Source organism: Massilia putida, from assembly GCF_001941825.1.
Classification (GTDB): Bacteria; Pseudomonadota; Gammaproteobacteria; order Burkholderiales; family Burkholderiaceae_D; genus Telluria; species Telluria putida.
In genome coordinates this window covers 6,509,394-6,534,303 of the sequence record NZ_CP019038.1, presented here as the reverse complement: position 1 = coordinate 6,534,303, position 24,910 = coordinate 6,509,394, and the positions used below count along the sequence as shown (strand labels likewise).

Below are 24,910 nucleotides of genomic sequence, written 5' to 3'. Positions count from 1 at the left end.
TTACCGGAGATGCCGGTAAGTCCCGGTGGAGACTGGCGTTATCGCTAACGCGGCCGCAGGAACGCGCGGCAACGGCCGGGGCGCCCCGGCGCCGTCCACGCTCCCCTTGTTATCGATATCCAATCCTTTATGGGTGACGAGATCGCGCACATGAAGGACAAGCGCGGCGGCTTCGCGCCGCGATCACGCTGCCTTGCATGAGGGTGAACCAGGCGCATCATCACGCCTGCAACGACAAGCGGTACACCGTCGTCTGGCGATAGACCTGCCCCGGCACGAGCATCACCCGCGGCCAGGCGGCGCTCATCAGGCCGGGTCTGGCAAGGGCTTCGACGCAAAAGGCGTCCATGCGCGCGAGCGTCCCCGGGCCGCTGCTGAACCTGACCGCGGCCTCGGTCGTGTGCACCTGCAGCCGGCGCCCGGAGGCCGGGTCGAACACGCGGGCCACTTCGCGCAGGGCGCCCTGCCCGCCGGCGAAGTGGTTGCGCACGCAAAAACAGTGATCGAAGCCGCCGGCCAGGTGGAGCTGGCTGTCGGTCCAGCGCAGGCGCGGGCCGATGGCGGCCGGATGGCGGAAGTCGAACGCCGTCCCGCCCACCGCGGCCACGCCGCCCGGCACGCCGCCGGGGCCCGCTTCCTCGAAATAGTCGGCGTCGATCTGCACCATGTGGTCGCCGACCTCGCCCGCGCCGCCGGACAGGTTGAAGGACGGGTAAGCCAGCGCCGCGAGCGGGACCGGCACGCCGGCCACGGACTGGTACTCGATCGTCAGGCCGCCCTCGTCGTCGAGCCGGTAGTGGACCAGCCTGCCGGCGCCGTTGCCGCCCGCGGTCAGCGCCAGCGAGACCACGCCGTCGGCCTGCCGCCCTTCCCAGCGGGCGGCGCGGCCGATGGGCGGCGCGGACAGCCCGGGTCTCAGCACGTCGGCCATGCGGCCGTAGCGGTCCGGCGCGTGCCAGGCGCGCAGTTGGGCGCCCCGCTCGCTGATCGTCACGGTCATACCGGCCGCATTCTCGAGCGCGAACGAACGCTCGCCGGCCGATGCGGCCGGGGCGCTCTGAATCAGATGGATCGTCATTGCGGTCTGGCTTCCTGATGTCGATAGAAAGCCATTCTCCCGGCCCGTGCATGGCCTTTCAATTACGAAAATCACCAACGGGGCGAACGATTTCGCCGACGCCCCGCGCCTGCCTTCGCGTTACGCCGCCGCGGTCATGCCGGTGCGCTCGCCCAGTGCCCGGTCGCGCCACGCGCGCGGCGTGCAACCGAGTTCGCGCTTGAACACGAGGTGCATGTACTGGGTGGACGTGAAGCCGCAGCCCAGCGCCACGTCCGCGATACTGCGCTCGCCGCTTTCCAGGCCGGCCTTGGCGGCATCCAGCTTGGACCGCAGGATCATGTCGTGCACGCTGCAACCCAGCTCCTGGCGGAAGTACACTTCGAGCGACGAGCGCGACACGCCCACGTATTCGGCCACCTGGTGCGTCTTGATGCCTTGGCACGCGTACTGGCGGATGTAGTGGCAGGCCCGCATCACATGCGGATGCTTGACGTCCTGGTAGAGGCTCGACGCGAGCACGTTGATGCCCGCGGGCGGCACGAGGATGCGCGTGTTCGTCAGCCTTACGCCGTGCAGCATCTGCTCCAGCAGATGCGCCGCCGTCCGCCCCATTTCGTGCGCGCCCTGGATCACGGAGCTGAGCGGGATCCGCGTCAGCATGCGCACGAGCGGGTCGTTGTCGATGCCGATCAGCGCCACCTGTTCCGGTACCGAGATGCCGGCGATGGCGCAGGCCTGCAGCAGCTGGCGCGCGCGCGCGTCCGTGACGGCGATGACGCCCACCGGCTTGGGCAGGCTGCGCAGCCAGTCGATCTGCCCCTGCACCGCGCTGTCCCACGACGCCGCGTTCGTGGCGCAGCCGCGGAAGATTTCCGCTTCCATCCGGTCCTCCGACGTCAAGCAGCGGAACGCACGTTCGCGCTCGATGGCCCAGCGGCATTCCTGCGCCTCGGGGAGGCTGAACATGGCGAAGCGCTGCAGGCCGACGTCGATCAGGTGGTCGCGGGCCAGCTTGACGAGTTTGAAGTTGTCGGTCGCGACATACGGCACGCCGGACGGATACCCGGATTCGTCCGCATACGACCCGCCCACGGCCACGACGGGCACCGGGCAATCGGCCAGGGCCTTGGCCACGGCCGGGTCGTCGAAATCGGCGATGACGCCGTCGCCCTGCCAGCGGTCGATTCCGGTCAGGCGCAGACGGAAATCCTCTTCCAGAAATAAATCCCAAGCGACGCGGGTGCCGCCCAGGTGAGCGGCAATACCGGCGATCACTTCGCGATCGAATGTCTTGTTGCCGTTGAAAAGCAGTGCGATACGGTAGGCTTTTGTCGTCTTCATCGCGCGCCCATCGCTTTCTGAATCATTGTCGTCTCCTGTGAATCTTTTTTGTTTTGTTTCCGGGCTTTCCGGCCCGGCGCGGCATGCTTAGTAAACAGCGGTCGAGGAGAAAAAAAAGCGGAATCAATCCGGAATCCGGAGGCGCGTTCGCCGAATGGCAACGACAAAGGATTTTTCAGGCAGCCGGTATGGTGCGCTCATTGCGAGCACGCGACTGGAATAGGATGGGCATCGGAAATGCGCAGTCATGGGATGGTTCCTCGTAGCGTGACCGGGTGCCGGCGGCGGCCCCCTTCACGTCAAGGATAGGAGCCCACCCCGGGGCGCCTATAACGTCAGCACGCGGATTTCTATCACCGTGCAGAAATTACGATCTGTTTTGCAGGGAGTGCAAGGCCGGATCAGCCGTTTCCCACCATTTTTGGCGGCGGGTCGGCGGACGCGGGCGGGTGCTGGAGCGCGAGCGTCCGGAACGCCTTCGGCGTGCAGCCGTACTCTTCCTTGAACAGCCGATTGAAATACGAGACGTTGGCGTAGCCGACCGAATACGCGATTTCGGCCACGGTGGCGGTGCTCTTTTCCGTCAGCAGGCGCGCCGCTTCGGTCAGCCTTAATTTATTCACATAACCGGTGAATGTCATGCCGAGTTCCGTTTTCAGCACGTCATTCACCTTGTTCCGGTTCGCACCGGTACCGGCCACCACGCTTTCCAGATCCAGTTCGGGATTCGTGTAATTCGTCGCGAGGAATTTCAGGACCGATGCCTGTTCCTCGTCCCGATGAGGTTGCACGGTTAATTGGCGATAAGCGACGAGCGGCAAATCCGTCTTCAGCCTGCCATTCAGGCTGGCGGCCAATGTCCGCGTGTGGGTGCGGAAAAACCATAGGCCGAATAGAATCCACCCGGATACCAGAATAAGCGCGAGCGCGACGATATATCGATAATCATGTCCGCGCAATTCGAGATTGCTGATTTCCACATGCGAATCGACATCGAACGGCGTTTGCGAACTCGATCCGAAAGAAATCTGCACCACTTTGTCCAGCTCGTAATCCTGGGACGTCAGCGGCAGCTTCATCATCGACAGCCACCAGTCGGGAACGGTCAGGCGCCGCATGTCGAGGGACACGTGCACGCCCTGCTCGTTGCAAGAGAAGAAAGTGCCGGGCGATCGGTAAGTGACGAGCTGGCCGGGGACCGACACCTTGTCGTCGAAGGTCGTCACACCCAGCAACATGGGATCGGCGGGCGTGCAGCGCGCGACGAACGTGATGGTGTCGTATTTCCGCAGGTCGAGCGGGGCCAGTTCCCCCTTCGCATCCTTGGCCACGAAGCGCGCGCCGGCGAACGGGTATTTGGCCACTTTCGTGAGCGTGTAATCGAACACCATCGCACCCGCTGCGGCATCGTGCAGCCTCACCGTCGACGTGCCGCCCATCACGTCGTCCGACGTGGGCACACGTTCCCAGTGGATGCCGTCCCTGGCCGCCGGTGACAGCGAATAAGCCGGCTGGCTCAGGTGGACGAACAGGACCGCGAGCAGCGCATCGGCGAGCAGCAGCGCGATCAGAAGCAGCAGCGACTTCTTGTAAAACTCTTGCATTGTCATACAACCGGTTGTTGGTCTCCACGCACCGCCTTCCCCGGGCGCGTGCGCACCGATCATAGCAGCCCGGTCAATACAATGGCGAAAAAAAGGGGGCGGCACGAGGCCGCCCCACAAAACCTACCATGCCAGGCGGTAGGAGACTACCCCGCCATTGTGAGAGCCGCCGCGCGCCGCCGCAATTGTGAAAAACGTCAGCCCCCGATACGAAATTGCACAGCGCCCGCGCCTGCGACATATCGTTTCCGGAACGGTGGATTTCATAATTGCGTCCCCCTGCCGCGCCACGGCAGAATGGCTTACTGTCCAGACCTGCATCCATAAGAAAGGTAATGAATGTCCACACGGAGACTCCTCCCGCTCGCGCTGGCGTGCGCACTCGCTTGCACCGGCGCGCGCGGGGCGGCCGCGCAGCCCGACTTCCCGACCGTCCTGTACGGCGCCGCGTACTATCACGAATACATGCCCTACGAACGGCTGGACAAGGACGTCCGGATGATCAAGGCGGCCGGCTTCAACGTCGTGCGCCTGGGCGAATCGACGTGGAGCCTGTGGGAGCCGGAGGACGGCCGCTTCGACACCGCGTGGATGGACCGCGTGGTCGACGCGATGGGCAAGGCCGGCATCAAGGTCATCATGGGCACGCCCACGTATTCGATTCCCGCGTGGATGGCGCACCAGCATCCGGAAATCCTGGCCACGAAATTCAATGGCGCGAAAAACACGTACGGCATGCGCCAGAACATGAACACGGATTCGCCCGTGTACCGCTTCTACGCGGAGCGCCTGATCCGCCGCATCGCCGCCCACTACAAGGACAACCCGAACGTCATCGGCTGGCAAGTCGACAACGAGACGGGCAGCTACGGCGCCGCCAACGACGATGTGTTCATCCGCTTCCAGCACTACCTGGAAAAGAAATTCGGCACGCCGGAGAATCTCAGCAAGACGTGGTTCCTGAACTACTGGGGCCAGGACCTGCATTCGTGGACGGACCTGCCCCGTCCGGACGGCGCGCAGAGCACGGGCTACAAGCTCGAATGGTCGCGCTGGAGCCAGATGCGCGTCACGGATTTCCTGCATTGGCAGGCGCAACTCATCCGCGAGTGCGCGGGGCCGCGCCAGTTCGTCACGCACGATTTCGCCGGCTCGCTGCACGCGGACGTGAACGAGGAAGCCGTCGCGCGCGCGCTCGACGTCCCGGGCGTGAACATCTACCACTGGGGCACGCAGGACCAGTACAACGGTGCCGCCCAGAAGCTGGACGCCGACTTCACGCGCTCGCTCAAGCGCGGCAACTTCCTCGTCACGGAGACGAATGCGCAGACGACCGACTGGAGCTCGTCGTTCCAATACCCGCCGTACGACGGCCAGTTCCGCGAGGACGTCTACACGCATCTGTCCAACGGCGCCAACATGGTCGAGTACTGGCACTGGGCGTCGATCCACGCGAACCAGGAGACGTACTGGAAAGGCGTCCTCGGACACGACCTGGAGCCGAACCGCGCGTACGCCGAGATGAGCCGCACGGGCCGCGAACTCCAGAAGATCGGCCAACGCCTCGTCGACCTGCGCATCCAGAACGACGTGGCGATCCTGTGGAGCCGCGATTCGCTGAACGCCATCAACGACATGCCGTTCGCGAAGCAGTCGCAATGGGGCGGCGGGGCTAGCCAGGCCGACTACGGCTCGCAGGTGCGCCAGATCCACCGCGCGCTGTACGACCTGAACGTCGGCACCGACTTCGTGTTCCCGGACACGCAGGACCTGTCCGCGTACAAGGTGCTGGTCGTGCCCTCGCTGTACATCGCGGACGACGCGCTGCTGCAGCGCATCTCGGACTTCGTGCGCAAGGGCGGCCATGTCGTGATGGGCTTCAAGAGCGGCTTCGCGAACGAGAACGCGGCCGTGCGCTGGACGACGGCGCCGGGCCCGCTGCGCCAGGTTCTCGGCTTCCACTACCAGGAATTCTCGAACCTCGCGCAGCCCCTGGCGCTGAAGGGCGATCCGTTCCAGGCCGGCGACGACAACAAGGTGCGCCACTGGGCCGAGTTCCTCCAGCTCGACACCGCGAAGGCCCTCGCCTGGTACGACCACCCGTTCTTCGGCCGCTGGCCCGCCATCACGGCCAACCAGTACGGCACGGGCAAGGCCGTCTACGAAGGCACGTATTTGTCGGACAAGCTGCAGAAGGCCGTGCTGCGATCGGTGCTGCAGGAACGGGGCCTGATCGGGCCGGACCAGCAACTGCCGCCGCACATCCAGGCGCGCACGGGCGTGAACCGGTTCGGCAAGACGATCCGCTACTACTTCAATTATTCGGGCGCGCCCGCGAGCTTCACGTACCGCCACAAGGCGGGGACGGACCTGCTGACGTCGCGGGCCGTGAAGCGCGACGAGACCGTCACGCTGGCGCCGTGGGATCTCGTCATCGTCGAGGAAAATTAACGGAAGAGCAGCTGGGCGTAGTGGTACAGGTTTTCCGCCCAGCTGTCCCGGTCATGCCCATACCCGTCCACGTTCCACACGTGGGCGACGCCCTGCTCGCGCAGCTGGCGGTGCACGCCCTGCGCGACGTTGATCAGGCCATCGCGGTTGCCGCATGACAGATACACCAGTTTCAGCTTGCCCTTCGCCCGCGCCGCCTCGCCCGCCAGTTTCGCCGGTGGCTCCGTGTTGGGGGCCGGCGAGAAGCCCGCCACCCAGTTGAATGCCTCCGGATGGCCCAGGCCGAAGTTCAGCGCCTGCCCGCCGCCCATCGACAGCCCGCCGATCGCGCGGTGGGCACTGTCCGCGTGCGTCGGATACGCGGCATCGACGGCCGGGATGAGCGAATCGAGCAGGTCGCGCTCGAAGCGCGCGAAACCGGCCGCGTTTTCCGGCGTGAAGACCTTGTTTTCCGGCGGCGAGCGGTCGTCCGCCAGCGCGCGGCCGTTCGGCATCACGACGATCATCGGCACGGCCTTGCCGGCGGCCGTCAGGTTGTCGAGCACGTCCTGCGCGCGCACATAGCCGCACCACTCGTCCTGGTTGCCGCCGATGCCGTGCAACAGATACAGCACGGGATAGCGCCGGGTCTTGTCGTAGCCGGGCGGCAGCCAGACGTTGGCCGTACGGCGCGTGCCCGTGACGACCGACGCATACGTGAACGTCTCCACCTTGCCCTGCGCGGCGCCGGGCCGAGCATCCGCAAAGCCGGCCGGCGGCGGCGCGAACGCGCGTACGTCGTCCGCCGCGAGGACGACGGGGCGGGCGAAGTCGGCGCGCGCCTTGTCCGCGTTGACGTCGAGCTCCTGCGCGTGCGCGACGGTGCCGACGGCGCACAGCGCGGCGGCGATGAGGACGCGGGACAGATGGTCGGTCATGGCCGGCTCCTCAGTGCTTGTCCGCGCCGGCCGTCAGCACGGCCACGGCGCCGCCGGACGGGGCGAGCGTCAGCTTCAGGCGGCTCTTGCCCGTCACGCGTGCGCCGCGCGCGGCCAGGTGGTTGCGATCCTTGCCGTCTTCCAGGATCTCGGCCGAATAAGCGACACCCGGCGCCAGGAAGTCCAGCGGCACGTCGACCGTGCGTCCCGACTCGTTGGTCATCGCGCCGATGTACCAGGTGCCGCCCTTGCGGCGGGCCGTCACGATGTACTGGCCGATGTCGCCGTCCAGCACGCGCGTCTCGTCCCACGTGGTCGGCACGGCGCCGATGAACTTCGCGCCGTCGGCCCAGGTGCCGTCCGCGTTGCGGTAGGCGTCCGGGCTGTCCGCCACCATGCCGAACGGCGAATCGTACACGACGTACATCGCGACGGCCTGGCCGCGCGTCGTCTGCACGAACGGCTTCACGTTGCGCCGCTGCGCCATGAAGTCTTTCGGCGCGAGCGAGCGGAAGCCGCCCGGCGTGTAGTCGATCGGGCCCAGGATCATGCGCGTGAACGGCAGCGTCACGTTGTGCGTGGCCGTGACGCGCGCGCTCCACTTGTTGTACTCCGCGCCCATCACGCCTTCCTGCGTCATGTAGTTCGGATAGGTGCGCGTGAGGCCGTCCGGCGGGTAGGCGCCGTGCAGGTCGACCATCAGGTGGTGCTTGGCGGCCTTGGACAGGATCTTGTGGTAGAAGTCGACCATGTCCTGGTCGGTGCGGTCCATGAAGTCGACCTTGACGCCCTTGATGCCCCACGATTCGTACAGCGCGAAGGCGTCATCCATCTGGCGGTCGAGCTGCTTCCACTGCAGCCAGACCCACACGCCGATGCCCTTCTCCTTCGCATGCCGGATGATTTCCAGCATGTCCATCGCGCGGATCGGCTTCAAGGCATTGGACGGCAGCGGCTTTTCCGAACTGCCCTCGTACCAACCCTCGTCGATGAGGATATACTGCAGGCCAAGGCTGGCCGCGAAATCCGTGTAGGCCTTGTACGTCGCGGTGTTGATGCCGGCGCCCGGCATGTCGACGGCCCAGCCGTTCCACCAGTCCCACGACGCCTTGCCCGGCTTGATCCAGCTCGTATCCGCGATCGTCGACGGGCTGCCCAGCGTCGCGATCAGGCTCGATGCCGTCAGGCCACCCGGCGTGTCGGCCACCATCACCACGCGCCACGGCGTGGCGAGCGGCGCGTCGGCCAGGTTGGCGCGCACGGCCGGGCCCTGCACCTGCACGTCGCCTTCGTAGTGCGGCGCGAGCACGACGGCCACGCCCAGGCCGCCGTCGCCGCGGCCCGAGTAGTACGCGCCGGCGTAACCGCGCTTGTCCGCTTCCGCGATGGCGAACGTGGTCTTCTTGTTGCCGGTCTTGCACACGAGGGGCGCGTCGAACGTGTGGTGGGGACGGATGGCGGACGCCGGCACCGGGTCGAATTCGCCCTCGTGCGAGCTGTCGAAGCGGCCCGGATTGAAGCCCCAGCAGCGGTAGGCGGCCGGGAAGTCGAAGCGCGTGGCCTCGCCGTTGATGCCGAGATCGCCCCGGGGTTCGCCCGCTATCGGCTGGCGCGGCAGCACGTAGCGGAACGCGACGCCGTCGTCGTAGGCGCGGGCGACGAGGTTGACCTTGATGGGCTTGTCCTTGCCGGCCAGTTGCAGCTCGACCTGGCTGTAGCGGTCCGCCACGCTGGCCGCCTTGCCGGCGACGGGACGCCACGTCTCGTCGACGGTCTTGTTCTCGACACCGGTGACACGCAAGGTGGTGCCGTCCAGCGCGCCCTGGGTCGTGCTCAGGCCGAGGGGCGATTGCGCGATGACGGTCACGCCGTCGCGGATGACCGTGTACGCCAGATTGCCATCGGCGGCGGTCAGTTCGATGCGGGTGCGGTGGTCGGGCGACACGACCGTATAGGGCGAGGCGGCGTGTGCCGGCATGATGGCTGCGACAGCGGCGATGGCGAAAACCTTCGGGATCAGATGTCGTGGTGCGTGCTTCATGGTTAAGCGACTTTCAGAGTGATTGCGTACGGAAGTGCGGGCCGCTCGCGCGGCAGCGTGACCTGGAGGCCGTCGGGGGTCTGGCGGAACGCGACCGCGCCGGCGCCCACGAGCTCGACGCGCGACACCTCGTGCTTGAGATGCTCGCCGCCGGCGCGCATCGACTTGATGGTGACGGTGCCGTCTTCCGGCCAGCCCATCACGAACGCGTAGACGGCATCCTTGCCGGCGGTGAAGCGGATGTCGGCGGCGGAGAACGGTTTGCCCTTGCCCTCGTTGAAACCGGGGCCCGCCAGCGGCGCCGCGGCCGCCTCCATCACAGGGCCTTCGCCGAACGTCGACCACGGGCGGCTGTCGTAGATGCCCGCGCCGTTGACGGCCATCCAGCGGCCGATCTCCTCGACGATGGCGCGTTCCTGCTCGTCGATGGTGCCGTCGCCGCGCACGGGCACGGACAGCAGCAGGTTGCCGTTCTTGCTGACGACGTCGATCAAGGTGTGCACGACCGTCTGCGCGCTCTTGTAGCCCTTGTTGTCGTAGACGCGGCGGTCGTAATGCCAGCTGCCGATGCAGGTGCAGGTCTGCCAGGGCAGCGGTTCGATGCGCGGGCTCTGGCCCCGCTCGATGTCCCACACCATCGACCGGCGCTGCACGTCGTCGAGGATCTTGCCGTTGACGACCGCTTCCACCTTGCCGTGCTTGGCGACGCTGCGGTTGTACATGTGCGCGGCCAGGCGCGGGCCGATGTCGCTGACCGGATAGAGGGGCAGCACCGTGTCGTCGTAATAGACCAGGTCGGGATCGTAGTTGTCGATCAGGTCGACGGTGCGGTTGTACAGCTTGTCCGCATAGGCCTTGTCCGGCGTGGACTCGCCGCCGCCCCAGGCCCAGCGCTGGTCGGTGCTGCCGCCGTCCTTGCTGAGCGGGTGGTTCTGCGCGTACAGCGCCTGCGGGTCCAGCCCGCGCCACCACTGGCCACGGCCGTCGGACTTCTTCAGGCGGCCGTCGTACGGCACGCCGGCCAGCGGGCCGGTCTTGTCGGCGCCCTGCGCCGTCTCGTACCACGACCACGCGTGCGCCGCGTGCACGGAGACGCCGAAGCGCAGGCCGAGCTTGCGCGCGGCATCGCGCCAGCCCCCGACCAGGTCCTTGCCCGGGCCCAGTTTCGTCGCGTTCCAGTCGGGCTGGTAGCGGCTTTTGTAGAGGTCGAAGTTGTCGTGGTGGTTCGCGAGCGCGACGAAGTATTTCGCGCCCGCGTTCTTGTACAGGCCCACGAGTTCGTCCGGGTTCCAGCGCTCGGCGCGCCAGCGGCGGATCACGTCCTTGAAGCCGAACGTCGACGGATGGCCGTACGTGGCGACGTGATAGTTATAGTGATCACTGCCCTCCTCGTACATGCCACGCGCGTACCAGTCGCCGTGTTCGGGCTCGCACTGCGGGCCCCAGTGCGCCCAGATGCCGAACTTCGCGTTGCGGAACCAGTCCGGGGTCTCGTATTTCGACAGCGAGGGCCAGGTCGGCTCGAACGGGCCGCTCGCCATGGGAACGCGGGCGCCGGCGGCGCCGGCATAGGGGGAGATGGCGAGCGCCGGGATGGCGGCCGCCATGTGCTGCAGGAGTTCACGTCGTTTCATCGGTATCTTTCCAAGGTAGATGATGGCCGCTGCGGGGCGGCTCTTCGCGGTTATCCACGGGATAGTGCCCGCCGGCCCCGTGGCCCGCAATTATGAAATCCACCATTGGCGATTACGATTTTCGCATGGGCTCCGAAGTGATCTGCCCGATGAGCGCCTCGTGGGTCGGCATCGCGCCGACGACCTGCCGGATCGTCGCGTGCACCCTGCGGAAGTGGTCGGCCAGGCGCGCCAGGTCCATGCGGTCGATCAGCGGATCGGTCCTCTCGGGGCGGATGCCGTGGCCCAGCATGATCGACGCGTGCGAATCGGCCTGGAACCCTTCACGGTCGTAGATGGTGATGCGGCCCGAGGTGCGGAACAGGTCGATCTGGTGCTGCAGCGTGTCGGGCACCTTCATGTGCGCGCAATAGCGCCAGAATTCGGAATCGGTGCGGTTCGTCAGCTTGTAGTGCAGGACGATGAAGTCGCGCACGAATTCGTAGCGTTGCGAGACGAGGCGGTTGAATTCGTCGGCCAGTTCCGGGTTGCAGTCGCGGTCCGGGAAATACTGGATCAGCCAGCCGACCGCCAGTTCGATGATGTTGATGCTCGTCGATTCGAGCGGTTCGAGGAAGCCGCTCGACAGGCCGACCGCCACGCAGTTCTTGACCCACGACTTGCGGCGCCGGCCCGTCGTAAAGCGCAGCTGGCGCGGCGGTTCCAGCGGCTCGGTGTCCAGGCCGTCGAGCAGCACGCGCCCCGCCTCGTCGTCCGACATGAACGCATTGCAGTACACGTGGCCGTTGCCGTTGCGGTGCTGCAGCGGGATGCGCCACTGCCACCCCGCGCTCTTCGCCGTCGACCGCGTGTAGGGCGTGAGCCGCTCGGCCAGCGCGCTGGGCACGGCCTGGGCGCTGTCACAGGGCAGCATGGCGCTCCAGTCCTCGTAGCCGGCCTTGTACACGCCTTCGATCAGCAGGCCGCGGAAGCCCGTGCAGTCGACGAACAGGTCGCCCTCGATGCGGCGGCCGTCATTGAGGTTCAGGGCCGTGATGAAGCCCGTTTCCGGATGCTGCTCGACGTTGCCGACCGTGCCCTCGACGCGCTGCACACCGCGCGCCGTCGCATAGTCGCGCAGGTACAGCGCATACAGGCCCGCGTCGAACTGGAACCCATAGGTGTAGGCAGTGGTGGGGCCCGGTTGGTCGCCGTACGGCGGCACGAACCGGTTCTCGTGCGCCATCGCCGTCGAGATCGACCATTCTTCGTACGACGGCATGGCCGGGTTGTCGCGCGCCAGCCGCAGCCAGTACATGAAGGCCGGGCGGTTCTCGATCGTCGGGCCAAAATCGCTGAAGCCGTGAAAGAACCGGTTGCCGAGATGGCCCCAGTCGCAGAAGTCGATGCCCAGCTTGAACGTGGCCTTGGTGCGCCGGACGAAGTCCGCCCCGTCGATGCCGAGCGCGTGGTTGTAGTAACGGATCGTCGGCAGCGTCGACTCCCCCACGCCGACGGTGCCGATCTCCGGCGACTCGACGAGGACGATCTCGCACGACCCGCCCAGCTTGAGCGCCAGCGGCGCCGCGGTCATCCAGCCGGCGGTGCCGCCGCCCACGATGACGATTTTACGGATGGCCTTGTCGGACATGGTGTTCTCCAGTACAGAAACGCAAGTACCCCCGCGGCCAGTCCGGCTGGCGAGAGGTGCAGTCACGGACGGACGGACGGTCGGAAAGTGTACCCATCCGCACCAGGCCGCCGGCAAAAAGAAAAGGCCGCCAACTAGGCGGCTGGGTTGCAGCGACGCCTCCTGCGGTCCCGACTGCGAACCGCAGGAGCAAACGCCTTACGACATCTTAGAACGCGTAGCGCGCCGACAACGTGAAACGCCGTCCGGTGTAATACACGCCGTTCAGCTTCATGCCGATGCCCTGCTGGTTGTACGACTTGTAGAGCTGGTCCGTGAGGTTCGACACGTCGAAGTTCACGGTCAGGTTATCGGTGGCCTTGTACTGGACGCCCATGTCAACCTGTCCGTAGGCACCGCTCCACGCCGGCAGCACGTAGTTCACCGAGTAGCCTTGATTGAATTTCGGGTCGTCCGGATTCATCGAGATGCCGCTGGAGTCGTACGTGCCCCACGTGTGAATCGCCGTCATCGCGCTCGAGCGCCAGCTGTACGCCACACGCGCCGACACCGGTCCCTTGTCGTACAGCAGCGCCAGGTTGTACGCGTTCTTCGACAGGCCCATCACGGGCAGGTCGCCGTTGAAGTAGCGGCCGTCGGTGTCGCACCCGCCCAGCGCGCTGACGATCGTCGTCTCGTTCGTGCTCGGCGTGCACCATTTACGGTTCCCCGGCAAGCCCATGTCGAGTTTGCTGTTGATGTAGGTGTAGTTGGCCGATACGCCGAAGCCGGACAGCAGGCCAGGCAGCATGTCGAAATACTGCTGGTAACCGAGCTCCAGGCCGCTGACGCGACCGCGTGCCCCGTTGACCGGCGCGGTGAGCAGGAAGTCGTGCGACTGGCCGGTCACGTCGTTGATCGGAAGGAGCGTCGTCTTGTCGATGACGATGTCCTTGAGCTTCTTGTTGAACAACGCCAGTGTGAGCGAGCTGCCCTTGCCGAAGTAGTACTCTGCCGTCAGGTCGAGATTGTTCGACCTGGTCGGTTTGAGCGCCGTGTTGCCGTTGGCGTTACCGGTGAAGGCGACCGATTTGAGCACCTGTTTGGTCGGGTCCGCCGGATCGGGGTCGAACTTCGGCGTCACGCCCAGCGTCGTATAGGCCTGCATCTTGTAGAAATCGGGCCGCGACATGCCCTGCGACGCCGCGAAGCGGAACTGCAGCCCGTCGCTGGCCTTCATCCTCAGGTTCAGCGTCGGCAAGGTATTCGTATAGGTGTTATCGAATGTCTGCTTGTTCGACATCCCGGCGAAGACGGGAACACCAGCCCTGCCATCCTCCGGCTTCGTGGCGGTGAGCAGCGTGTAGCCCTCCGCCATTTCCTTCGTGCGGACGACGCGCACGCCCACGTTGCCGTCCACCGGGAAGCGCAGGTTATCGAAGCCGAAACGAAGCTGGCCGTAGATGGCCTGCGTGCGCTCGCCCTGCTTGTTGCGTGCGATGGGGTCGCCGAACGGAGCAGGCGTCCAGTTGCAGATACCGTCGCTCAGGTGGCTGGGTTTGCAGACCACTTTGACGAATTCGTGCAGCGTGGCGAAGCCGGGCGGCGGCGAGCCGCCACCCGTCAACTCCGTCGTCGGCACCACGAGCGTCGGCACCGATGCCTTGCCGTTGAAGAAGCCACTGAACAACTGCGTGGTGTTGAATTTGTTGAAGCGAGGATCGCCCAGGGAGATCATCGAGCTCAGCGGCTGCCAGCTTGACCCGACCGCCCACGCGGCGCCGAGTCCGCTCCACTGGTCATTTGGCGTATTCGCCTGCGTGAGCGAATCACGCTCGGTCTGGCGGAAACCGAAACGCAGGTCCTGGAGAACCGGATGATCGAACGTGTACTTGGCGTCCAGTTTCAGCGAGTTCTGGGTGGCGGTGGCCACGTCCCTGTGCTGCTGCGTGGAGTCCCAGTTGTAGTTGGCCGTGTTCGACAGGAAAGCCCGGTCCGAGGCGTCGAAGGTGACCTGCGGGATGTCCCCCCTCAGGTCCACGACCTGCTTCGCCATCAGGGCGTTCAACGCCACCAGGTTGTCCCAGCCTTCCGTGGTCGACCGGGTGTGCTGCAGATCCAGGCCGAAGGACCACTGGTCCGAAGCCTTCCACTGCGTGTTCCATGCGACGTCGGTCGTCGCGGATTCGCGGCCCACGCTGCGCGCGTTGGAGCCGATCAACAGGCCCTTGTCCTGGGGATCGGTCAGCGTGCCGGTCAACAGTGCGCCGTGGCTGTCGAACGTGGCGTCGGAGACCATGACGTTACGCGGATTCACCTGCATGAACTGCTGGTTCTCCGCCGTCGCCAGCTTGTATTTCGACCTGAAATAGGTGAGACCGGAGACCCAGTCGCCCTTTTTCCACTGCAGCGCGCCATAGAGGCCCTCGCGGGTGCGATCGAAGTCGCCCGTGTTCCAGTTGACGCCCGGGGGAACCCAGCGCTCCTGGCCGCTGGTGTCGCCCACCACGGCATCGGTGCGCGGGAAATAGTGGCCGACACCCATGCCGTTGCTGCGCGTGGCGATCTTCGAACGCGACACGTCGATCAACGCGCCGACCTGGCCCAGGCTGGTGTTCCAGCGGTTCGACAGCATGCCGGAAAACGCCGGCGCGGTGGTCCCGCGCAGCTGCGAACGCGAGGCTTCCATCGTCGCCCCGCCCTTGAATCCCTTGAAGTCGAACGGCATCGCGGTGCGCAGGTCGACCAGGCCGCCGATGGCGCCCTCGATCCGCTCGGCGGACGGGTTCTTGTACACGTCGATGCCCGCCAACAGTTCGGGCGGCACGTCCTCGAAGCTCAGTGCACGTCCGCCGTTCGCGGAGAACGAGTCGCGTCCGTTCAGTTCCGAACGCACGTAGCTCAGGCCGCGGATCGACACGCCGCTGCCTTCCGCGGCGAAGCGATTGTCCTCGCCCACGCCCTGCAGCGGGTCTGCCCGGCCCAGCACGCGGTCGATGGTCACGCCCGGCATGCGTTGCAGGACTTCGGTCACCGACTTGTCCGGCAGTTTGCCGATATCGTCGGCGACGACGGAGTCGATGATCTCGTCCGCCGTTCTCTTGCGGGTGGCGGCCGATTCCAGCGCGGCGCGCTGGCCCACGACGACCACGGTGTTCGTGTCGTCCTTCTTCGCGGTGTCTGCGGCATACGCGCCGTGCGCAAACATGGCCCCGCTGGCCATCAGCACGAACTGGGCTGCGCCTGTGGCGATGGCTGTTCTCTGAAACTGCTTCACTGATTTTCTCCTCTGCGTCTTTTTGGACGTCCGTTTTTGTCGGAATGCCGAACGGCGGCATGCGCGCCTTGATGGCGGTGAAATCATTGTGATTGCCAGCAACCGGCAGGACAATTCCGAAAATCACCAACAGGGCACATGAAAAATGCGATGTGTATGGCGCGCACAACGGCCCGCGCGCGTGCGCGGTCGTGCCGGAGGACGTGGCGAGGGGCGGCGGCGCTTACGGCGCGGCCGTTTGCTGGTGGGGATCGGGCGGCGGTTCCTGCTGCGCCGCCAGCGTGCGGAAGGCCTTCGGGGTGCATCCGTACTCTTCCTTGAACAGCTTGTTGAAATACGAGACGTTGGCATACCCGACCGAGAAAGCGATTTCCGCGACGGTCGTGCCGGTCTTCTCGGTGAGGAGGCGCGCCGCTTCCGTCAGGCGCAGCTTGTTCAGGTAACTGGTGAACGTCATGCCGAGTTCCGATTTCAGCACGTCGTTGACCTTGGTCCGGTTCGTCCCCGTCGCGGCGACGACGCCTTCCAGGTCCAGTTCCGTGTTGGTGTAATTCGTCGCGATGAATTTCAGGACCGCGGCCTTTTCCTTGTCGCGGTAAGGCTCCAGCGTCAGCTGGCGGTAGGCGACGAGCGGCAGGTCCTTCTTGAGCTGCGTATCCACGCTCGCGAGCAGCGCGCGCGCATGGGCCCGGAAGAACCATACGCCGAAAGCGATCCAGCCCGCGACGACGAGGCCGGTCAGCCAGGCGAGGTAGCGGTAATCGCGGCCGTGCAGCGTGATCCAGCTGATCTCGACGTGGGCCGGAACGCCCCGGGGACTCTGCCCCGTCGCCCCGAACACGAGCCGCTCCACGCGGTCCAGCACGTAATCCTGGCGCGACAGGTCGCGGTGCACCGTGTCGAACCACCACTGGGGAATCGTCAGGCGCGTCAGGTCGAGCGACACCGGCACGCCCTGCTCGTTGCACGAGAAATAGGTCAGCGCCGGCGGATAGGTAAGGTAATTCCCGGGCTGCGACAGGTGCTCGTCGTAGATCGACGCGATGAACATCATGGAATTGGCGGGGGAGCATTTCGCGACGAACGAGACGGTGCCGTATTTCGACAGGTCCGCCAAGGCAGGCTTGCCCTTGCCGTCGACCGCCAGCAGGTCCGCGGACACGATCGGGTCCGCGCCGTCCGCCGGCAGGTTCAGGTCGAAACGCAGCTGGTCGCGTGCCGACTGGTCGACGTGGATGGCCCGCGCGTCCCAGGGCGACGACGTAAAGCCGAAGCGCCAGCGGACCGCCCGCTCGTCGCCGCCCTGCTGCGCGGGCAGCAGCGGCTGCGACAGATAGCTCCGGTCGACGAGCATAATCGCCAGCAGCGCGTCCGCGAGGACGATCAGGATGAATACGTACAGCGCCTTCTTATAAAACTCTTGCATATGGCATGGCGGGTGATTGTCTCCAGCCGTCACCTCTCATGGGGACGTCGCTGGCATCATAACAGCCCACCCACGCCGGGTCGCATTTTCGCCGCCGCGTTGTAGGTACACAACGCACCGGCGATCGCTCGACATGGCGCCGGCCGCGTGCAAAGGGACACATTGTCCGCACATCGCCGTGGCCCCGCAATTACGAAAATCGCGAACGGCCGACATGAAATCGCGGCACGGGACGGCCCAGGGAAAAATCATGACGGCGCTTCGCCAATTTCATCATTGCGCCGCGCGCCCGGCGGTACCCAGAATTCCGGCTCCCCCGTTCTTTTCAAGGTCCATCCATGCGTACACTGTTGTTGACAATCTTCTTCTGCGTCGCCGCCGGCGCCCAGGCGCAGACCGCCGTGATTCCACTCTGGCCGGAAGGCGTGCCGAACGCGAAGGCGGATCCCGGACCGGAGAGGCTCAACGGCGACTTCATCAGCAATGTCTCGCAGCCGACGCTGACCTACTACCCGGCCGCAACCGACCGTCCGGCCCGGACGGCCGTGATCATCGCTCCCGGCGGCAGCTACCAGTTCCTGGCCGTCGACCATGAAGGCCGGCAGTACGCGCAGTGGCTGTCCAGCCTCGGCGTCGCGGCCTTCGTCCTCAAATACCGGCTGGCGGATTACGGCCATCCGGCGCCGCTGCAGGACGTCCTGCGCGCGGTCCGCACCGTGCGCGCGCATGCGGCCGACTACGGCGTCGCGCCGGACCGCGTGGGCGTGATGGGCAGCTCGGCCGGCGGCCACCTGGCGGCCAGCGCGGCCACGCTGTTCGACGATCCGGCCGGACGCACGGGCGCGGCGCTGGACGCCGTCAGCGCGCGGCCCGACTTTGCGCTGCTGGTCTACCCGGTGATCACGTTGCTGCCGCCCGCCGCGCACGAAGGTTCGCGCTACGCGCTGCTGGGCGCGAACCCGGCGCCGGAGATGGTGAAGGCGATGTCGCTCGAGACCCGCGTCGGCCCGCGCACGCCCCCCACGTTCCTGGTCCACGCCCAGGACGACGGCGCCGTCCCGGTCGACAACAGCATCCTGTTCTTCCAGGCCCTCACCCGCGCCCATGTGCCGGCCGAGATGCATCTCTTCGAACGCGGCGGCCACGGCATCGGCATGGGCGCCGGCCACGGCGACATCTCGCTGTGGCCGAAGCGCGCCGAGGAATGGCTGCGGGACCGCAAGCTGATCCAGTGATCACTGCAGCGCGGCGTTGCCCCAGCTGACCGGCAACTGCTCGTTGGCCGTCCCCGCGCTCTTCGCCACCAGTTCGATCACCTTGACGCCGGCCACATCGAGCGTCAATGCCTGCGCCGGCTGGCCCCAGCGCAGGGCTCGGCTCTTCGCCAGCAGCTTGCCGTCGCCGTAGACCATGAACGTCACCGCGTGCGTGCGGTCCTGCGCGGAATCGTCGACGCCGACGAGGGTGTTCAAGCGGCGGTAATCGTGGTTGCGCACCTCCAGCCGGGAATTGGCCAGGATGCCGATGCCCGAAGCGTACGTCGTCCCGGCGATCCGCAGCGTCTGGCCGTACGGCGTGCTGTCGGCGCGCGCGCCGCCCCAGCCGGCATACATGGGCCGTTCGCCCTGGCCCTTGGTACCGGTCCAGCCGAACGACGAGCGGAAGATCGTCGGGTCGGCCTGCGGCTTCGTCACGCCGTCGACGGCCGGATTCACGCTGCCCGGCTGTTCGGACAGGTAGAGGCCTTGCGCCAGCTCGCGCGTGCCCTGGGCGCGGAAGATCTTCGTCTCGCGCGGCGCGACGCGCACCTTGGTCTCGTTCGTGAACGCGCTATTCTCCTTCGACCAGAGATCGGTGAGCGTTACCGTCGCGTCCTTGCGGAACTTGAGGTGCTGCGCCGTCAGGTCGGCGTCGACCGGCGCGAGGCCGCGGTTGAAGATGGCGACCGCCTTCTCGCCCGAGGCCAGCGTCTTGACGAGGATTTGCACGTCGTCGGCGTCGTACGCGAGCACGGCCTGGTTGCCGGCCGGGTCCTGGTTGAGCGCGATGATGTCGGCATTGCCGAAAATGTCCATCAGCGCCTGCGGCGTCGTGCGCAGGTCGGCGCCCGTCATCAGGGGCGCGTTCAGCATGGCCCACAGCGCGAAGTGCGACTTCGCTTCGACCAGGTGGTTCGCGTCGAAGTCGCCGGCGCCGATGAACAGCATGTCCGGATCGTTCCAGCTGCCCGGATGGGCGTACAGTTCGCGCCGTGCCGCGCTGTCGTAGTTGCTCAGCAGGCGGGGCCAGTTCGGGCGGATGTCGTCGCTCGTGCGCGAGATGTTGCCGAAGTCCTTGCCCCAGGCGCGCACGTCGGCGGCACCCCAGACGCACAGGGACAACAGGAAGTCGCCGTCGGGATTGTTGCGCTTCAGCGCCGCGTTGATCTGCGTGAATTCCGCCTGCACGGCCGGGATGTCGGAGCGGGTGACGGATTCCAGGTCCAGCACGGGCTTCAGCGCGCGATAGTCGCCCGATTTGACTTTCGGGCTGTCCGCGCCATACGCGCGCAGGCCGCAACCGTCGACCTTGATGAAGTCGAAGCCCCAGTCGCGGAAGAACAGGGCGATGTCCTGGTCGATGTGGCCGTACAGGCCGACTTCGCGCTCGAGCACGCTGCCCTTCGGCAGGTTGGGGTCGTCGCCGCCATACGCCTGCGAGCAGGTGTTGCGGCCGAGGTCCGAGTAGATGCCGGCCTTCAGGCCCATCGCGTGCAGCTTGTCGGTGAACGGGCGGAACCCGCCCGCGGCCGTGGACGGGAAGCGGTCCGGGCGGGCGACCAGCCGGCCGTCCGGCTGCCGGCGGCGGAGCGCCCAGCCGTCGTCGATATTGATGTAGCGGTAGCCTTTGGCGGCCAGTCCGCTGTCGACGATGCGCTGGGCGGCGCCGAGTATCTTGGCTTCGTCGATATCGGTGCCGAACGCGTTCCAGCTGCTCCATCCCATCGGCGGCATCGCCGCGCGGCCGGCGGCGTACGCGCTCCAGTGCGCCGTCGGCGCAAGCGGATCGGTCGCCGCGTGCGCCGCGGCGGTGGCGAACAACAGGGGTAACAATGCCAGGCGTGGCAGCCGGCGTACAGTCCTTGGCTTTTGCATCGGGAATTCCAGTGTGGTTTGAACAGGTGCGGCAGACGTAGTCACTCAACATTATCCGGGTGGCCCGGCGACTGCGGCAATAATGAAAATGACCAGCCGGCGCATCAAATTGCGCGGGCCGGTCGAAGGTCAAGGCCGGTTCCCCGGCCGGGATCCGGTCAGAACGCCATCCGCAGGCCGACGTTGACGCGGCGGCCGTCGTTTTCCAGCGTGAGGAACTGGCTGTCGTTGTTGGCGTACTCGTGCACCTTGGCGTTCGTCAGGTTGATCGCGTCCACGTACAGCGACAGTTGCGCGGTCAGGTTGTAGCGCAGGCTCGCATCGGTCTGGCCGTAGGCCGCGCGGTTGCGCTGCAAGGTGCTGCCGCCGCCGCAATCGATGGAGAAGTGATTGCGCCAGTTATAGCTGGCCCGTGCCTGGAACTTGCTGTTTTCGAAGAACAGCGACGCGTTGTACGACTGGCGCGACAGGCCGGGATAACCGCAGGTCACGGGACCCGAGGCCGTATCGCGGTTCGCTTCCGCATCGACGTAGGTGTAGTTGGCCGTCACGCCGAAGCCCTGCAGCAGCGGATGGATGTTGTCGAACGCGTACTGGCCAGCCAGTTCCGCACCCTTGATCGTGCCCGTCTGGCCGTTGCGGATACGGGTGTCGTGCACGATCTCGTTCGGATACTGGGGCACCTTGGTGTCCTGCAGCGACGTCTCCAGGAAGTCGGCCACCTTCTTCATGAACAAGGCGCCGCTGACGTAGTTCGTCTTCGAGAGATACCATTCGTACGACACGTCGTAGTTCGTCGAACGCATCGGCTTCAGGTACGGGTTGCCGCCGCCGCTCGTCACGTAGCCGGTACGGCCGCCGTACCAGTTGCTGACGCCCATCTGGCTCAGCGTCGGACGGGTCAGCGTCTTCGATGCGCCGAAGCGCAGCAGCATGTCGGACGTGACGTCGAATTTCAGGTTGGCGGACGGCAGCCACGCGTTATAGCTGTTGCCGACCGTGTTCGTCTGCATCGGGCCCCAGTTCTGGATATAGGTCGTGTCGTTCGGGCTTTGCACGGCCGACAGCAGGATGCGGCTGGTGCCCGAGGACTCCGACTTCACGTGCATGTAGCGCAGGCCCAGGTCGCCGGACCAGCCCTCGCCTTCCCACTTCGATTGGACGAAGGCGTTCCCCACCTTTTCGCGCACGGCCCACAGCGACGGCTTGGTATAGTCGATCGCCATCGGACCGTTCGGATAAATCGACTTGTCCGCATAATGGGCCGGGTCGTTCGATTGCGGGATCAGGGACGGCTGGTTCAGGTAAGCCATGTAGGCGTACGGATCGAAACTCAGGAAGTTCGCCGGCACGCCGCCGCCGCTGCCGAACGGATTGCCCAGCGGCGTCACCGTGAACAGCGACGACGGCAGCGACACGTGGTAGCCGGAGAAGGCGTTCCACGAATCGGAGCTCCAGGAAATGTGCTCGACCTTGCGCTGCGAATACGCCGTGCCGAAGTCGAGGCCCTTGAACACGCCCATGTCCGCATTCCAGGACGCGTTCAGGCGGCCTTCGTGCAGGTTGTCGTGGTTGGTGTCGATGTTGTTGCCCACGGCGTGGGCGCGCACGGCCGTCGGGTCCGCGATGCCATCGCCGAAGGTCACGGTCGGCGTCGAGCCGAAGGTCAGCACGTCGCCATTCTTCGGCACCATGCCGGCCACGATCCACAGGTCGGGATAGCCGATCGCCGTGCGCGACGTCGCCAGGTCGGCTTCCACCTTCCAGTCCGGCGACAGCGTCCACTTCGAATTCAAGCCATAGGCCAGCGTGGTCGACAGGCGGTCGCCGCCCTTGACGATCATGTCGTTCGAATTGGCCTCGGACAGGATGCCCGCCGCCTTCAGGCCCGGATTGTTGGCGACGAAGATCGAACCGGGACGGTCGAAACCCGTCACCTGGCCGTTCGCGTCGGCTTTCACGTTCAGCTGGGTCGGATTCATCCAGTCGCTGATGGCAATCACCTTGTTGCGCTGGTTCAGGCGCGAATACAAGGCGTCGGCCGTGATCTTCCACGTGGACGACGGATTGTATTGCACCGTCGTGTTGGCGACGAGACGCTTGCGGCTCTCGTCCTCGTTCTGGAAGCCGTAGCTTTGCGGCATGAGCAGCTTCTTGGTCGTGACGTCGGCGGCCGTCAGCCCCTTGGAATTCAGGTTGCCGTTGATCGTCTTTACGTCCAGCAGGTTCCAGGCGTCGTTGAGGGCCTTATATTGGCGCGATGCGCGGTCCGTGTACGACAGCGAGCCGGACACGCCGAAATTCTTCTCCGCGTTCGCGTAGCTGTACAGGGCGCTGACGTTCGGCGTGTTCTTCTTCGAATTGTTGTCGTACGAATCCGAAACGTTGACCACGGTGGACTGCCCGGTTTTTCCGGACAGCGGGCGCATCGTCTGGATGTCGACCGTCGAACCGATACCGCCTTCCGGCAGGAAGGCCTGCGACGTCTTGTACACGATGGCCTTGGAGATCAGGTCGGACGACAGCACGTCGAACGAGAATTCGCGTCCGCCCGTATCGCTCGTCATCGTGCGGCCGTTGATCAGGACGTTGTTGAATTCCGGGCCCAGGCCGCGCACGGAGATGTAGCGGCCCTCGCCGTTGTTACGCTGGATCTGCACGCCCGTGACGCGCTGCAGCGACTCGGCGATGTTCGTGTCCGGGAACTTGCCGGCATCCTCGGCCGACACGGCATCGACGATGCCTTCCTGCAGCCGCTTCGTCATCAAGGAAGACGACAGGGATGCACGGATGCCGCTCACGACGACCTGCTGGACGTCGGACGGGGCCTGTTGTTCGTTGGTGGTCTGCGCACCGGCATAGGCCGTCACGCACAGTTCGGCGATCAGCGCCGCCAGTACGGTCTTGCAAATCCTGGTTTTCTCCATGCTTGTCTCCCATTCTCCGTTATATGAATGTTTGCTCGTTATGTCCGGGGCGGAAGCGACAACGTTGTCGCAAAACGACGCAAAAAGGGGGCTGTCGCGTCGGGATCGCCACTGTCTGTACGCCCGTACCGGATTATTGTACGTAGCACTGCAATCGATACCACTATGGATTCTTTACGCTCTGGCATGCCATAAACATATAGGACGATGCGCACGGCATGCCGGGACGTCAGTAAGCGACGGCGTAATCCTTAGGGAAGGCGCGGCCCGCGAAGGCCTTTTTCTGCGTCCAGTCCTGCGCCGGACTCGTCCAATAGGAATCGCCCGGCGCCAGGCCCAGCGCCAGCAGGCTTTCCGACGCGATGTACATGCTGCCGTTGTTGGAATAGATGTCGGCCAGTTCCGGATGGTGCCCGACGAAGCCGATCGTCAGATAGCCGTCCTTCGTGAAGTTGGTCGGGTCCGACCACACGGCGTCGTGGACGGCCTGCATGGCCGCGCGCACCTGGCCTTCGGGCAGGCTGGCCGGCAGCTGCTTGCGCCACGCCAGCAGCGCGAGCGGCTGGAACACGGCCGTGCGGTAGGTGAGCGAGCGCCCGATCGGCGGATAGGTGCCGGTGGGCGAGACGAAACGCTCCAGGTGCTCGCAGTAGCGCTGCATGCGTTTCAACGCCTGGGCGCGCAGGTCCGCCGGCTTGCCGTTCCAGAACGGCGCGTCGTGCCGCTCCAGCACCTCGAGGATCTCGAACAGCATCGGGTACATCACGTACGAGTTGTAGTAGTCGAAGTGGAACGTCTCGCCATCCTTGATCCAGCCGTCGCCGACATACCATTCATTGACCTTGCGGATGGCGACGTTCGTGCGCATCGGATCGGCCTGTTCGCCCACCGACAGCAGGAACGCCTCGTTCATCGCCGCGAACAGCATCCAGTTGATGTACGGCGGCTCGATGCTGCGCAAGCCCTTGATCTCGGCGACGATGCGCTGCTTCGTCGTCGCGTCGAGCGGTTCCCACAACGCCTTGGGCGCACGGATCAGCGCATTCGTGAAATAGGACGAGTCGACGAGCGCCTGCCCGCCGGCCCGCCACCCCAGGTAATCCGGGCTCGCCGGGTCGACGGCATGCGCGTAGCACTGCAGCGCGAGCTGGCGCAGACGCTCCCGCAAGCGCCCTTCCGCCGTCGCATCGGTCGGCAGCGCCAGCCACGGCGCGATGCCGGCGATCAGCCGGCCGAAGCATTCCAGGTACGCGACCTGCGGGCTGCGGCCATCCCACGTGGGGCTCAGTTCGAGCGGGAAGCGTTTTTTCAGTTCGCCCCGCGCCATCGCGGACAGCACCGGCTCGGCCATCTTTTGCAGCAGGCCGAGCATCCAGTCGCGCTCCGTGCCCGTTCTCGCGGGCGCCGCCGCCGGGGCCGCGCCGGGCACGCCCAACGCGCCGGCAGCCGCCGCGAAACTGCCCATGAAGTGTCGTCGTTTCATGCGCGT

Annotated in this window: 14 protein-coding genes; 2 read left to right on the top strand and 12 right to left on the bottom strand. The window is 65.7% G+C overall.

Annotated features, from left to right (window positions below; all coding sequences use genetic code 11):
- Positions 1-220: 220 nt before the first annotated feature.
- The 3 genes from BVG12_RS31330 to BVG12_RS31320 form a co-directional block, all read right to left on the bottom strand.
- Positions 221-1,078 (bottom strand): aldose epimerase family protein, encoded by an 858-nt coding sequence (locus tag BVG12_RS31330; RefSeq protein ID WP_075795824.1) that lies wholly within the window; start codon positions 1,076-1,078, stop codon positions 221-223.
- 120 nt (positions 1,079-1,198) lie between these two features.
- Positions 1,199-2,401 (bottom strand): XylR family transcriptional regulator, encoded by a 1,203-nt coding sequence (locus BVG12_RS31325; RefSeq protein WP_075795823.1) that lies wholly within the window; start codon positions 2,399-2,401, stop codon positions 1,199-1,201.
- Between the two features lie 401 nt (positions 2,402-2,802).
- Complete coding sequence (locus BVG12_RS31320) at positions 2,803-4,068, bottom strand: helix-turn-helix domain-containing protein (protein ID WP_156895788.1); 1,266 nt, start codon at positions 4,066-4,068, stop codon at positions 2,803-2,805.
- 276 nt (positions 4,069-4,344) lie between these two features.
- On the opposite strand from BVG12_RS31320, the gene BVG12_RS31315 reads away from it, so the two are divergent.
- Positions 4,345-6,456 carry a beta-galactosidase gene (locus tag BVG12_RS31315; protein ID WP_075795821.1) on the top strand — a complete coding sequence of 704 codons (2,112 nt, stop codon included), beginning with the start codon at positions 4,345-4,347 and terminating at the stop codon, positions 6,454-6,456.
- Here the strand turns inward: BVG12_RS31315 and BVG12_RS31310 are convergent.
- The 6 genes from BVG12_RS31310 to BVG12_RS31285 all read right to left on the bottom strand — a co-directional run bounded on the left by BVG12_RS31310 (position 6,453) and on the right by BVG12_RS31285 (position 17,360).
- Positions 6,453-7,373: an alpha/beta hydrolase gene (locus tag BVG12_RS31310; RefSeq protein ID WP_075795820.1), complete on the bottom strand. Its 921-nt coding sequence runs from the start codon at positions 7,371-7,373 to the stop codon at positions 6,453-6,455. The genes BVG12_RS31315 and BVG12_RS31310 overlap by 4 nt on opposite strands.
- Positions 7,374-7,383: 10 nt before the next feature.
- Positions 7,384-9,351, bottom strand: a complete 1,968-nt coding sequence (locus tag BVG12_RS31305) for a glycoside hydrolase family 97 protein (protein WP_229503765.1) — start codon at positions 9,349-9,351, stop codon at positions 7,384-7,386.
- Positions 9,352-9,416: 65 nt separating this feature from the next.
- Positions 9,417-11,048, bottom strand: coding sequence for an alpha-L-fucosidase (locus BVG12_RS31300; RefSeq protein ID WP_075795818.1), 1,632 nt, complete (start codon positions 11,046-11,048; stop codon positions 9,417-9,419).
- 112 nt (positions 11,049-11,160) lie between these two features.
- Positions 11,161-12,678, bottom strand: a complete 1,518-nt coding sequence (locus BVG12_RS31295; protein WP_075795817.1) for a tryptophan halogenase family protein — start codon at positions 12,676-12,678, stop codon at positions 11,161-11,163.
- A gap of 208 nt (positions 12,679-12,886) precedes the next feature.
- Positions 12,887-15,934 (bottom strand): TonB-dependent receptor, encoded by a 3,048-nt coding sequence (locus BVG12_RS31290; RefSeq protein WP_075795816.1) that lies wholly within the window; start codon positions 15,932-15,934, stop codon positions 12,887-12,889.
- Positions 15,935-16,157: 223 nt separating this feature from the next.
- Positions 16,158-17,360: a helix-turn-helix domain-containing protein gene (locus tag BVG12_RS31285; RefSeq protein WP_075795815.1), complete on the bottom strand. Its 1,203-nt coding sequence runs from the start codon at positions 17,358-17,360 to the stop codon at positions 16,158-16,160.
- Between the two features lie 338 nt (positions 17,361-17,698).
- On the opposite strand from BVG12_RS31285, the gene BVG12_RS31280 reads away from it, so the two are divergent.
- Positions 17,699-18,595, top strand: coding sequence for an alpha/beta hydrolase (locus BVG12_RS31280; protein WP_075795814.1), 897 nt, complete (start codon positions 17,699-17,701; stop codon positions 18,593-18,595).
- On the opposite strand, the gene BVG12_RS31275 is transcribed toward BVG12_RS31280, so the two are convergent.
- The 3 genes from BVG12_RS31275 to BVG12_RS31265 all read right to left on the bottom strand — a co-directional run bounded on the left by BVG12_RS31275 (position 18,596) and on the right by BVG12_RS31265 (position 24,904).
- Entirely contained in the window at positions 18,596-20,494 is a 1,899-nt protein-coding gene (locus BVG12_RS31275; RefSeq protein WP_075795813.1) for an NPCBM/NEW2 domain-containing protein, read from the bottom strand. It lies immediately after the preceding gene.
- 158 nt (positions 20,495-20,652) lie between these two features.
- A complete protein-coding gene (locus BVG12_RS31270) occupies positions 20,653-23,421 on the bottom strand; it encodes a TonB-dependent receptor (RefSeq protein WP_075795812.1) in 2,769 nt (922 codons plus the stop codon).
- Positions 23,422-23,650: 229 nt separating this feature from the next.
- Entirely contained in the window at positions 23,651-24,904 is a 1,254-nt protein-coding gene (locus tag BVG12_RS31265; protein ID WP_075796673.1) for a DUF2264 domain-containing protein, read from the bottom strand.
- Positions 24,905-24,910: the final 6 nt, after the last annotated feature.

Excerpts from the sequence above, each read along its gene's own strand:
- BVG12_RS31330 (WP_075795824.1), bottom strand. The coding sequence starts at position 1,078 with ATGACGATCCATCTGATTCAGAGCGCCCCGGCCGCATCGGCCGGCGAG.
- BVG12_RS31325 (WP_075795823.1), bottom strand. The coding sequence starts at position 2,401 with ATGAAGACGACAAAAGCCTACCGTATCGCACTGCTTTTCAACGGCAAC.
- BVG12_RS31320 (WP_156895788.1), bottom strand. The coding sequence starts at position 4,068 with ATGATCGGTGCGCACGCGCCCGGGGAAGGCGGTGCGTGGAGACCAACA.
- BVG12_RS31315 (WP_075795821.1), top strand. The coding sequence starts at position 4,345 with ATGTCCACACGGAGACTCCTCCCGCTCGCGCTGGCGTGCGCACTCGCT.
- BVG12_RS31310 (WP_075795820.1), bottom strand. The coding sequence starts at position 7,373 with ATGACCGACCATCTGTCCCGCGTCCTCATCGCCGCCGCGCTGTGCGCC.
- BVG12_RS31305 (WP_229503765.1), bottom strand. The coding sequence starts at position 9,351 with ATGCCGGCACACGCCGCCTCGCCCTATACGGTCGTGTCGCCCGACCAC.
- BVG12_RS31300 (WP_075795818.1), bottom strand. The coding sequence starts at position 11,048 with ATGAAACGACGTGAACTCCTGCAGCACATGGCGGCCGCCATCCCGGCG.
- BVG12_RS31295 (WP_075795817.1), bottom strand. The coding sequence starts at position 12,678 with ATGTCCGACAAGGCCATCCGTAAAATCGTCATCGTGGGCGGCGGCACC.
- BVG12_RS31285 (WP_075795815.1), bottom strand. The coding sequence starts at position 17,360 with ATGCAAGAGTTTTATAAGAAGGCGCTGTACGTATTCATCCTGATCGTC.
- BVG12_RS31280 (WP_075795814.1), top strand. The coding sequence starts at position 17,699 with ATGCGTACACTGTTGTTGACAATCTTCTTCTGCGTCGCCGCCGGCGCC.
- BVG12_RS31275 (WP_075795813.1), bottom strand. The coding sequence starts at position 20,494 with ATGCAAAAGCCAAGGACTGTACGCCGGCTGCCACGCCTGGCATTGTTA.
- BVG12_RS31270 (WP_075795812.1), bottom strand. The coding sequence starts at position 23,421 with ATGGAGAAAACCAGGATTTGCAAGACCGTACTGGCGGCGCTGATCGCC.
- BVG12_RS31265 (WP_075796673.1), bottom strand. The coding sequence starts at position 24,904 with ATGAAACGACGACACTTCATGGGCAGTTTCGCGGCGGCTGCCGGCGCG.